This window comes from Gemmobacter sp., assembly GCF_016792925.1.
Lineage (GTDB): Bacteria > Pseudomonadota > Alphaproteobacteria > Rhodobacterales > Rhodobacteraceae > Gemmobacter.
Window position 1 is genome coordinate 1 of the sequence record NZ_JAEULU010000339.1, and the last position, 11159, is coordinate 11159.

At 65.6% G+C, this 11159-nt stretch carries 11 protein-coding genes and 1 pseudogene; 4 read left to right on the forward strand and 8 right to left on the reverse strand.

Annotated elements, in window-relative coordinates; genetic code table 11:
• The 6 genes from JNN06_RS16905 to JNN06_RS16930 form a co-directional block, all read right to left on the reverse strand.
• The coding region (locus JNN06_RS16905; RefSeq protein ID WP_291240763.1) for an ABC transporter permease at window positions 1-530 on the reverse strand (530 nt) is incomplete at its 3' end.
• Window positions 527-1411: an ABC transporter ATP-binding protein gene (locus JNN06_RS16910; RefSeq protein ID WP_291240764.1), complete on the reverse strand. Its 885-nt coding sequence runs from the start codon at window positions 1409-1411 to the stop codon at window positions 527-529. The genes JNN06_RS16905 and JNN06_RS16910, both read right to left, overlap by 4 nt.
• Window positions 1377-2705: a nitrous oxide reductase family maturation protein NosD gene (locus JNN06_RS16915; protein ID WP_291240765.1), complete on the reverse strand. Its 1329-nt coding sequence runs from the start codon at window positions 2703-2705 to the stop codon at window positions 1377-1379. Before JNN06_RS16915 ends, JNN06_RS16910 begins: the two co-directional genes overlap by 35 nt.
• The gene (gene nosZ, locus JNN06_RS16920; protein ID WP_291240766.1) at window positions 2702-4630 is read right to left on the reverse strand and encodes a TAT-dependent nitrous-oxide reductase; all 1929 of its coding nucleotides are present in this window, start codon (window positions 4628-4630) and stop codon (window positions 2702-2704) included. Before nosZ ends, JNN06_RS16915 begins: the two co-directional genes overlap by 4 nt.
• Window positions 4627-6804, reverse strand: coding sequence for a NosR/NirI family protein (locus tag JNN06_RS16925; protein WP_291240767.1), 2178 nt, complete (start codon window positions 6802-6804; stop codon window positions 4627-4629). The genes nosZ and JNN06_RS16925 overlap by 4 nt, the downstream gene beginning before the upstream one ends.
• Entirely contained in the window at window positions 6801-7271 is a 471-nt protein-coding gene (locus JNN06_RS16930; protein ID WP_291240768.1) for a hypothetical protein, read from the reverse strand. The genes JNN06_RS16925 and JNN06_RS16930 overlap by 4 nt, the downstream gene beginning before the upstream one ends.
• A 138-nt stretch (window positions 7272-7409) precedes the next feature.
• Here JNN06_RS16930 and JNN06_RS16935 point away from each other — a divergent pair, with 138 nt between their 5' ends.
• Window positions 7410-8153 carry a cyclic nucleotide-binding domain-containing protein gene (locus JNN06_RS16935; protein WP_291240769.1) on the forward strand — a complete coding sequence of 248 codons (744 nt, stop codon included), beginning with the start codon at window positions 7410-7412 and terminating at the stop codon, window positions 8151-8153.
• Here the strand turns inward: JNN06_RS16935 and JNN06_RS16940 are convergent.
• Window positions 8150-8341, reverse strand: coding sequence for a hypothetical protein (locus JNN06_RS16940; RefSeq protein WP_291240770.1), 192 nt, complete (start codon window positions 8339-8341; stop codon window positions 8150-8152). The genes JNN06_RS16935 and JNN06_RS16940 overlap by 4 nt on opposite strands.
• Window positions 8342-8426: 85 nt before the next feature.
• Window positions 8427-8591: pseudogene (locus JNN06_RS16945) on the reverse strand (cytochrome D1 domain-containing protein); the annotation flags it as partial.
• A 136-nt stretch (window positions 8592-8727) separates the two neighbouring features.
• Here JNN06_RS16945 and JNN06_RS16950 point away from each other — a divergent pair.
• The 3 genes from JNN06_RS16950 to JNN06_RS16960 all read left to right on the forward strand — a co-directional run.
• A complete protein-coding gene (locus JNN06_RS16950; protein WP_291240771.1) occupies window positions 8728-9927 on the forward strand; it encodes an NnrS family protein in 1200 nt (399 codons plus the stop codon).
• A 95-nt stretch (window positions 9928-10022) separates the two neighbouring features.
• Window positions 10023-10478 carry a cytochrome c gene (locus JNN06_RS16955; RefSeq protein WP_291240772.1) on the forward strand — a complete coding sequence of 152 codons (456 nt, stop codon included), beginning with the start codon at window positions 10023-10025 and terminating at the stop codon, window positions 10476-10478.
• 13 nt (window positions 10479-10491) lie between these two features.
• On the forward strand, window positions 10492-11159 hold a 668-nt coding region (locus tag JNN06_RS16960; protein WP_291240773.1), incomplete at its 3' end, for a cbb3-type cytochrome c oxidase subunit I.

Here is an 11159-nt window from a genome sequence, read left to right on the forward strand (position 1 = left end):
GCCAGCCCCGCCGCGCCCGAGGGCCGCCGCGCGCGCGCAGAAAGCGCATAGCCCGCCGCCAGAAAGGTGGCGCCCAGCAGGACCGAACTCCAGCCCAGCCGGGCCAGCGCGGGCAGGCCCGCCGCCGCGCCCGGATCGGCCCAAAGCGCCACCAGCGCGGCCAGCCCGTAGCCCGTGCCGCAAGCCAGCGCCAGCACCGCCAGATGCGCCAGCATCTTGCCCGCCAACACCTCGGCCCGCGCCACCGGATAGGTAAGCAGCAAAGGCAGGGTGCCCCGCTCGGCCTCGCCGGCGATGGCATCGAAACTCATCAACAGCGCCAGCAGTGGCACCAGATAGACCCCCAGAGAGGTAAGCGAGGCCACGATGACCGACAGCCGGTCCACCCCCAGCCCGCCGGTGGGGGCCGACCCTGCCGCCGCCAGCACCAGCGAGAACAGGGCCATCAGGGCCACCGCGATGGCGACCCAGCGATTGCGCAGCGCGATGCGGAATTCGCAGGCGGCGGTGGCGAGGATGCGTCGGATCATTGCCCGTCCCTCTGGCTGAAATGACTGTAAAGGTCTTCGAGGCTGGGGGGCAGCACCTCCAGATCGGCGACGGCATCGCCAAGCGCGGTGATCCGGGCGAGGGTTGCCAGCTTGTCGGATTGCGCGCAGGTGAGGTGCAGCCCGCAACCCATGGCCACTGCGCCGGGCAGATCCAGCCGGGCGCCTGCGCGCGGTGTGACATGCAGCGCCACCGGCAGCGCCGCCTGTTGCCGCAGCTCGGCCAGCGCGCCTTGCGCCACCAGCCGCCCGCGCGACAGGATCAGGATACGGTCGGTGCGGGCCTCCACCTCGGTCAGCGCATGCGAGGACAGCAGGATCGAGGCGCCCCGCGCCGCCAGCCCGTCCAGCAGCGCATAGAAATCGCGGCGCGAGACCGGATCAAGCCCCGAGGTCGGCTCGTCCAGCACCAGCAGGCGCGGCGCGCCGATCAGCGCCTGTGCCAGCCCGACGCGCTGGCGCATCCCCTTGGAATAGGTGCCGATCCGGCGCCGCGCGGCGGCGCCCAGCCCCACCTGTTCCAGCAAGGGCAGGGCCTGCGCGACAGGTTCGCCCCGCAGCGCAAGGTAATGGCGCATCTGCTCCAGCCCGGTCAGCGCCGGGTGGAAGGCCGCGTTCTCTGGCAGATAGGCCACCTGCGCCCGCGCCTGCGCCGAGCCGGGCGCCGCGCCACATACCTGCACCACGCCCGAAGTGGCGGGGATCAGCCCGAGAATGATCTTCATCATCGTCGATTTGCCCGCGCCATTATGGCCCAGCAGCGCCACGCGCTCGCCGGGGGCCAGGCTGAGCGAGACCCCGGAAAGGGCCTCCACCCCCGCAAAGCGCTTAGTGAGAGCCGAGATCGTCAGGGTCGAAGTCATCGTGGGAACCTTTCGCCCAACGGCCGGCCACCTCGGCCTCCATCGCGGCGCTGTCTGCGGAAACGGGAAGGGAAAGCGGCGCCATCAGCGGCGCGGAATCCAGCACGCCGCCGGGCAGCGTGGCCGGGAAGCTGGATTGCGACCACCGGATCAGCTGCACCGAGGGCGCCCCGGTCAGCAGCTTGGCCGCGGGTTGCGACCACAGGATGTGGTCCATCAGGTCATTGGGGCGAAACACCCCGTCGGCAATGCCATCGCCATTCAGATCAAAGGCCGGATGATCCGACCAGAAGTTGCCCCGCCCCTCGAAGCTCCATTCCAGCAGGCGGGTGCCCACATATTTCACCTGCTCGGCATTGCCGACAAAGGCATTGCCGGTCAGCACGTTGCGCTCTGACCCGGCGGTGAAATGGATGCCGATGCCGCAGCCCTGAAAGCGGTTGTTCCAGATCAGGTTCTTGTGGGCATTGTAGATGAACAGGCATTTCTGCGCCCCCCCGCGCACCAGATTGCCCGAGACATCGGCGCTGTTGGCGAAGTTCAGCATCAACCCATGGTCGCGGTCGCCCAGGCTTTGATTGCCCTGCACCTTCACCCGGTCAGAGAACATGATGGCAAAGCCCAGATGGTTGCCGATGCTGATATTGCCCGACACTTCGCTGTCATGGGTATACATGTAATGCACGGCAAAGCGCAGATCGCGGAACAGGTTGCCACGATAGGTTCCCTTGCGCGAGGCATTGGAGAAAATGCCATCCCGGCCCCAGCGGATGCGGTTGCCCTCCACCACGGTGCCGGGGCTGTTCCAGACATAGACGCCATTGCCGCGCTCGTTCATGCGCGGGCTTTGGCGGCCTTCGATCTCATTGCCGGTGATCCGGGCATCGCGCCCGCCATGCACGTCGATGCCGTGCATGTTGTCTTGCAGCAAAAGCCCGGTGATGCGCGCCCGGTCGGCGCCTTTCACGATCTTCACCCCGGCATCGAGATCCTTGTTGGCGCTGCCCGACCCGGTCACGGTGAACCCCTCCAGCACCACATCCGGCGCCGTCAGGGTGAGAACGGTGCCGCGCCCCAGCCCGTCGACCCGCGCCCCGCGCGGGCCACGCAGCGTCAGCGGGCGGTCGAGGGTGACGGGGCCCGGATAGGCCCCGTCTTGCAGGATCAGCACATCGCCGGGCGCCGCCCCGGCAATGGCGGCGGCCAGCCCCGGCCCCGGCGGCACCACGCGCTCCTCCGCCCAGGCGGGAAGGGCCAGCAGCGACAGGGCCAGGATCAGCCGCCCGAGGGTCATTTCGGCTCCACGAACATGCGGCCGCGCATTTCCATGTGCAGCGCGTGGCAGAACCACTGGCAGTAATACCAGTAAACCCCCGGATTTGCGGCGACGAAGGTGACCGAGGCGGTTTGCTGCGGCCCGATCTCCATCGCGACGCCATGGTTGCCCATGGTGAACCCATGGGTCAGATCGTCGATGTCGTCGAGATTGGTGACGATCACCGTCACCTCATCGCCTTCCTTGACGGTGAACTCCTCCAGCGCGAATTGCGGTGCCTGGCTGGACATATAGACCCGCACCTTGCTGCCATCGCGGATCACCATATCCTGCCAGCCATCCAGATCGACGCCATCCGCCTCGGCCTGCGCGCGGGTTTCGGCCCACATGGCATCCTTGCGATCCCAGACCGATTTGATGTTGGTCATCTTGCTGGCGTGAACGGCAATCGCGTCATGCGGTTCGGCAAAGTTGGGGCCATCATGCACCACCACCATCTTGTCGCCGGAAATGTCGATCAGCTGGTCATTCTCGGGTTTCAGCGGCCCGACATTCAGGAAGCGGTCTTTCGAGAATTTGCACAGACAGACCAGCCATTTGCCATCGGCCTCCAGCGTTTCGCCCATCGAGGTTTTCAGGTGGCCGGGCTGGTATTGCACATCCACCTTGTCGAGGATCGGATCGACCTTTTCGCCCTTATAGGCGGCAATCGCCTTGTCGATGTTCCACTTCACCACCTGGCTGTCGAGGAAGAGCGAGGTATACACATTGCCCTGACCGTCAAAGGCATTGTGCAAGGGGCCAAGGCCCAGCTCGGGTTCGGCCACGACGGCGCTGCGCGGATCGGCACCCGCAAAGACCGCATCCAGCAGCGTCACGTCGATCACGGTGACCGTGGGCGACAGCTTGCCGCCGATGCACAGGTGCCGCTTGTCGGGCGCCATGTTGCAGCCATGCGGGTTGTTGGCGATGGGGATGTAGCGGGTGAAGGGGCTGTTCGCCTCTTTCCGGCCATCCAGAACCTTGACGCCATTCACCTCTTCAAACTTCCCGGCGGCAATGGCCTTTTCGATCTCGGCAATGTTGAACACCACCACATGATCCATCTCGCTGGCCGTCATATCGGCCAGGTTCATGCCCATCTCGCTGTTATAGCTGGTGGAGAAGGCCCATTTCCCCTCGTAATCGGCATCGCAATTGTCGAGGTTGCCGGACACCATCACCTGCCAGGCCACATCCCATTTGTCGGCATCGACGGCGGTGAAGATGTTCACATAGGTTTTCACATCCTTCATCGTGCTGCCGTCATTCACCAGCGGCGCCTCGTCCTCGCCATTGCAGAAGACGTAGTTGGAGCGCGGCCATTTCTGCGGGCGCATGCCGTGAATGCCCTTGGCATTGGGGATTTCCAGAATGGCATCGCATTTCATCACATCGCCGCGCACCCGCGCGACGCGGGTATTGGCCTTGTCATTCATGAACAGAAAGCGGCCGTCATATTTGCCCTCGGTATAGGACATATGGACATGGTGCAGGTCGCCATTGTCGTGGATCTGCTTGCCATTGGCGGCCAGCAGCTTTTTGGTTTTCTCCGACATGCTGCGCTGATGGATGCGGAGGGATTCATTGGTCTGGCCCCAGCCGGTCGCCGAGCAGCGGTTGAACACCGGCACCCGCATCAGCTCGCGCATGGAGGGGATGCCAAGGATGCGCATCTCGCCGGATTGGCCCGAGGACCAGAAGCCGTAATACTCATCCAGATGCCCCGGCGCGACCTCCATCCCGGCGGCCTGTGCGCTGCGGGATGCGGCGAGGGTGGCGAGGCCGGTCGCGCCGGTGCCAAGCGCCAGACGCCCGCCCAGCGAGCTGGCAAGGGCGGCGCCGCCCGCCGTGGCGCCCAGCAGGAAACGGCGGCTGATGCCGGATTTCGGATCGGTGGTCATGAGGATGCTCCTTCAGACAGAACAGGTTTTGCGTTGGGATGCCCGGCAGGCGGGGCGCCGATCGAGGCGCGCCGCTTCATCTGTTTGATGACCACCGGGCAGATGGTCTTGGACTGGTAAAGAACCTGGCAATGCAGGCAGTTCACGCATTCATTGGGGTTGATTTCCCCTGTCGGATGAATGGCTTGCACCGGGCATTGGTTGGCGCAGCTCTGGCAGGGATTGCCGCATTCGCGATAGCGCTTCAGCCAGTCGAACATGCGGATCCGGGCCGGGATGGCCAGCGCCGCGCCCAGCGGGCAAAGATAGCGGCAATAGAACCGCTCCACGAACAGCCCCGCCATCAGCAGCGCCGCCGCATAGGCCACAAAGGGCCAGGCGCGCATGAATTTCAGGATGATCGCCGTCTTGAACGGCTCCACCTCGGCCAGATGCTCGGCCTGTTCGATGCTGACCAGGCTGGCGCCGAACAGCCCCAGGAAGATCATGTATTTCACCGGCCACAGACGCTCGTGCAGGCCCCAGGGCAGGGTCCATTGCGGCACGTGGCAGGCGCGGGCGATGCGGTTGGTGATCTCTTGCAGGGCGCCAAAGGGGCAAAGCCAGCCGCAATAGGCGCCGCGCCCCCAGAACAGCAACGCGGCGGCGACGGCAAACCACAGGATGAAGGTCAGCGGATCAAGCAGGAAGGCCTGCCACGAGAACCCGTTCACCAGCGCGCCAAACAGCGCCATCAGATTCACCACCGAAAGCTGCGCATTGGCGATCCAGCCCAGCCAGACCAGCGTGACGGTCAGAAACCCCATGCGGAACCAGAAGAACCGGCGGGCATGCCCCGTGGCAAGGCCCTGAAAGAAAAACACCCCGGTCAGCACCGCCAGCATCACGCCAAGCGCCACGATGCCCGGCTGTTTTCCCGCCCAGATCTTGCGCCACAGATCGGCCTGCGCGGCGGGCTCGTCGGGCAGGGCCGGGGCCTCGGCCACGGGCGGGGCAAGGGGGCGCTGATAGGCTTGCGGCAGCTGGTAGGCCAGATCGAAGGTGCTGAACAGCTTTTCGATCGGCCCCACCTCGCGCTGCACCAGCAGCTGAATGCGGAAGGGCTTGGCCGGGTCAAAGCCGCTGTCCGCCGGGATGCGGAACAGATCGGTCTCGCTGAAACCCGGCGCATCGGCGGGGGCCAGGCTGACGAGGCGGCGGTGCATCTTGTCGCGGAAGCGCACCGAAACATCGTCTTGAATCAGCACGATGCGGTCAAAGATGCCGCCGCGCACATAGCCCGACCCCTTGAAACTATACAGCCCGCTGGCCGCCAGCATCAGCGCGTGATCGCCCGGTTGCAGCCAGGTTTGCAGATTTGTGAACTCCTGTTCACCCAGCACGGCGCGGCCGATACCCGGCACCGAAACCAGCGCGACCTGCATGTCGATGAAGGGCGTGCCGGGCGGCGCGGCCAGCGCGCGGTCGGCGGCGCGCTTGTCCTCCAGCGCGGCGAAGGCCGTATTGACGGCGGCCACATCCAGCGACAGGCGCCGCACCGTGCCATCGCCCAGCATGGCCGCCCAATCGGCGGGCGCGCCGGCATTGGGGTTGATCCCGAAACGCGGCCCCGTCGCGGCGGCCTCGGGGTGCAAGCCGCCCAGCCCCAGCGCGCGCGCCACCTTGAGACCGGATCGCACGATGGAATCGTCGATCACCATCACCGTCACCGTCGCGCCCGAGATGATGTCCACCTCATGCGCCGTGCCGCCCGATTGCGCCTCGGCCACCAGATCAAGGCCGATATAGGCGTTGACCAAGGCCTTGATCTTCGCCTCGGGGATGCCGATCAGCACAATGGGTTCGGAATGTTTGACCAGCGACAGGCCAAGAATGCGCGCCTGCGGGTCCAGCGCGACCAGCGTATGAATGGGCTTGCCGGAATAGCCGGTGGTGCCCACGAAATCGCTGGTGACAAAGGCCCAGCCGATGGTCTCGCCGCCTTTCAGAACCGGCACCACCGCCAGATCCTCGCGCGGCGGGCCATAGGCTTCGGCGCCGGGCACCAGCTCGGCGGCGGGGGTCTTTGCCAGCAGGCCCGGCAGCAGGCCGGTCACAGCGCCCGGTTCGGCGCAAAGCGGGCGCGCCAGCAGCAGGGCAAGGCAGATCAGGATCAGGCGAACAGGCAGAATCATCGGGCTTCCTCGTGGAATTGCCCCGGTTCTGCCGCGCAGCCGCACAAATCGGCTTGACCAAACTCAAGCCGGGCGCGGAAATCTGGATGATGCGGCAGGAGGCCGCAGGCTGTGCCGGGCAGGGCCGGGGGGCCGCGCGCCAAAGGCAGCGCCAGCGGGCGCGGCGGGGCGCAACGGTCTGTCAACCAAGTCAGGATGTGGCGATGCAGGGTGGGCGAGCCTCGCGGCACCTGCGCGTCAGGCAGCAGAAAAACCGCCTGAACAAGGCATTTGGGGCAATCGCAGCGCGCATCCGGCGCCATGGGTTGCCCCGCGGCGTCGATCACCACCCGCCGCGGCCCGTCTGCGCCGCAGATCACCATTTCGACCCCCGGCCCGCGCGCCAGCATCTCTGCCGCCCTGCCGGCCGAGGCAAAGGCGGTCAGCAGCAGCGACAGGCACAGCAGCAGATGGATCACGACTTTCATGCCCGCCACCTGCCCCCCGCCAAGCGGCCCCGTCCTTGACCAATATCAAGCAAGCGTCCCGAAAGGGTGCGCCTTTCAGGCCAATTGACTTTTGTCTGCTCTCGGATTGATCTGTGCGCTTGCAGTCTGGAGAATGCGATGCGGCCCGATGATCTGGCAGAGGTGCGCCACCTGCCCCTGTTCCGCGACATGCTGAAAGCCAATTTCGATCAGCTGATGCAGGGCGCCTATGCGCAAACCTTTCCCGCCGGGCTGGAGCTGATCCGGCAGGGCGACCCGGCGGATTTTCTGCATGTGGTTATGGAAGGCTCGGTCGAGCTTTACGCCCATTGGGAGGGCCGGATCTGCACCATGGCGGTGGTGCAGCCGGTCAGCACCTTCATTCTCGCGGCCTGCATCAAGGATGCGCCTTACCTGATGTCGGCGCGCACGCTGGAACGGGCGCGGCTGCTGCTGGTGCCGGCCTCCGACCTGCGGGCGGTGTTCCGGCGCGACCCGGAATTTGCGGTCTCGACCATCACCGAACTGGCGGGGTGCTACCGCGCGGTGGTGCGCCATGCCAAGGGCCTGAAACTGCGCAATTCGCGCGAAAGGATCGCCGCCTATCTGCTGAAGCAATCGCGCAGTCTGGGCGGGGCGGCGCGGTTCAGCCTGACAGTGGAAAAGCGGCTGATCGCCTCGTATCTGGGCATGACGCCCGAGAACCTGTCCCGCGCCATCCGCTCGCTGGAGGAGGTGGGGGTGCAGGTGAAGGGTCAGCAAGTGACCATCACCGACATGGCGCAGCTGCTGGCCTTTGTGCCGCCCGACCCGCTGATCGACGGGCCGGATACCGGCGGGGCCACTGCGGGGGTCAGCCTGCCGCAGGGCGTGGCGGGTTAGGCCTCGGCCTCGGCGATCAGCCCGGCGATCCAGCGCTGCGCAGCAAAGGTCGCGGGCAAGCCAAGCGGCAGCGAGAGCCAGAGCGACACCACAGGCGACAGCGCGGGCAGGCCCAGCCAGGTGCCCATTAGCCCCAGCAAGAACAGGTTGATGGCCGTGGCGGTGGTGGCAAAGGGCCAAAGGATCAACCAAAGCCACCGCGCGCGCCTGCGGGTCATTCCCGGTTGGGGGGCCGCTTCGGGGGCGGCATCTCGGGCTTGATCTGCGGTCCGGTCAATGGCTTGTGCCGTCTTCAAAGGTGATCTTGTTCCAGACATTGTATTTTCCTGAAGGCTTCACCATCGGCAGGCGCTGCAACTCGGTCAGGGTGGCGGCATCCTAGACGATGACCGCCCCCTCCAGCTCCCAGATCGAGACCAGCGCGCGGCGGGCTTGGCGGGTCATGGGAATCTCTCCGCTCAGATGGACAGGCTGGGCACACAATCCCGTGAGGGGGTGGTGCTGGCTTTGACTTTTGTTAAGGCCAAGGCCGCGACATGGCGGCAGCTTGGCGCAAAGCCGAAGGAGCCGCGCCATGACCCCGCTATCCCGCCTGTTTTCCGAAGGATTCAGGGTGTTTTTTCTGTCCGCCGGGCTGTTTGCCATTCTGTCCATCGCGCTATGGGGGGCCTGGATCGCCGGGCTTTGGCCCGACCTGCCCCCCGCCATCGCGCCGCAGCATTGGCATGCGCATGAAATGGTCTTTGGCTTTGGCGCTGCGGCTTTGGCGGGGTTTTTCCTGACGGCGGTGCCCAACTGGACCGGAGGCGCCGGGGCGCCGCAGCGCTTCATCGCGGCGGTCTGGGCCTTGTGGTTGGCGGGGCGTGTGGCGCTTTGGGCCTCGGGCCTGTTGCCCGTCTGGGCCGTGGCCCTGGCCGATCTGTCCTTCGGGCCGGTGCTGGCGTTGCAAATCGCTGCGGTTCTGCTGCGCCGCCCCAAGGCACCGCAGCTGATTTTCCTGCTTATGCTGGCGCTGTTTTGGGGTGCCAATCTGCTGTGCCATCTGGAGTGGATGGGCCTGCCGGGCGGGGATGCCGCGCTTGGCATCCGCGCGGGGCTGATCGGGCTGGCGGCCATGATCGTGATTTTGGGCGGTCGGGTGACTCCCGGATTTACCCGGAATGCCATGGTGGCCGCCGGGCGCGAACAAGGCTTGCCCCGAACGCCTGCCCCCCTTGCGGCGCTGTCGATCGCGGCGGCCATTGGCACGGTGATCGCCACGCTGGCCGATCTGCCCGCCCAAATCACCGGCCCCGTGGCGCTGCTGGCAGGTGGGGCCGCCTTGCTGCGCCTGTCGCTGTGGCAAGGACTTTGGACCCGCAGCCGCCCGATTCTCTGGACCCTGCATCTGGCCTATGGCTGCAATGCCCTTGGGCTGGTTTTGATCGGGCTGGCCGCCCTGGGGCAGGGCAGCGAGCTGGCCGCCCTGCATGTGCTGTCCATCGGGGGCATTGGCGGCATGACGCTGGCGATCATGTCGCGCGCCAGCCTTGGCCATACCGGCCGCCCGCTGCTGGCCCCGAAACCCGTGGTGCTGGCCTATCTGATGCTGCCATTGGCGATGCTGGCGCGCTGGTTTGGCCTGCTGGCGCTGGACGGGGGCGGGGCGACGGCGGCTGCCCTGCTGGCGGCACTGCTGTGGTGCCTGGCCTTTGGCCTTTTCGTGCAGGCGCTGTGGCCCGCCTGGTGGCAGCCCCGCCTGCCGCGCGCGGCGGTCGGCCAGCCTCCGGCCTGACCTCCTTTTCGCATGATTGACTTTTGTTAAGGCCCGCCTCGCGCATCTGCCGCAAGACAGCATCACCGCAACAGCTTTGGGAAGGACGCCTCGCCATGCGCGAAGTCATGACCAAGAGCATGGCCCGGAACATCTTTTACGGCGGGTCACTGTTCTTCATCCTTATCTTCGTGGGTCTGACAGCCCATTCGCATTTCTACATTCTCAACACCTCCACAGACCGCGCCACGCTGACCGACAGCGTGGCGGCGGGCAAGCATATCTGGGAGGAGAAGGCCTGCATCAATTGCCACACGCTTCTGGGCGAAGGCGCCTATTTCGCCCCCGAGCTGGCCAATGTGATGACACGCTGGGGCGTGGAACCGGGCGATCATGAAGGAGCGTTCACCGCGCTCAAGGGCTGGATGGATGCCATGCCCACCGGCATCGAGGGCCGCCGCCAGATGCCGAATTTCGGGCTGACCGACGCGGAATACCGCGAGCTGGCGGATTTCCTGCTGTGGGCAAACACGATCCGCGCGCAGGACTGGCCGCCGAATGACGCGGGCTGAGGGGACGAGAGAAATGAAATACCAATCACAAAAGGTGGCATTGGCCTATTTCGTGGTCGCCATGGCGCTGTTTGCCGTGCAGGTGATCATGGGGCTGGTGCTGGGCTGGATCTATGTCTCGCCCAATTTTCTGGCCGAAATCCTGCCCTTCAACGTGGGGCGGATGCTGCATACCAACAGCCTGATCGTCTGGCTGCTGCTGGGGTTCTTTGGGGCCGCCTATTACCTCGTGCCCGAGGAATCCGAGCGCGAGATCCACTCGGTCAAGCTGGCCTGGCTGCAACTGGGCATCTTTGTCCTTGGCACGGCCGGGGTGGTGGTGACCTATCTGTTCAACCTGTTCGAGGGCAATTTCCTGCTGGGCAATGAGGGGCGCGAGTTTCTGGAACAGCCCCGCTGGGTGAAGGCCGGCATTGTCGTGGCGGCGCTGGTCTTTCTTTACAACATCTCGATGACGGTGCTGGCGGGCAAGAAAACCGCGATCACCAATATCCTGCTGCTGGGCCTGTGGGGACTGGCGCTGCTGTTCCTGTTTGCCTTCTACAACCCGTCCAACCTCGCGCTGGACAAGATGTATTGGTGGTATGTCGTCCATCTGTGGGTGGAGGGCACCTGGGAACTGGTCATGGCCTCGATCCTCGCCTTCCTGATGCTGAAGCTGACGGGGGTGGACCGCGAGGT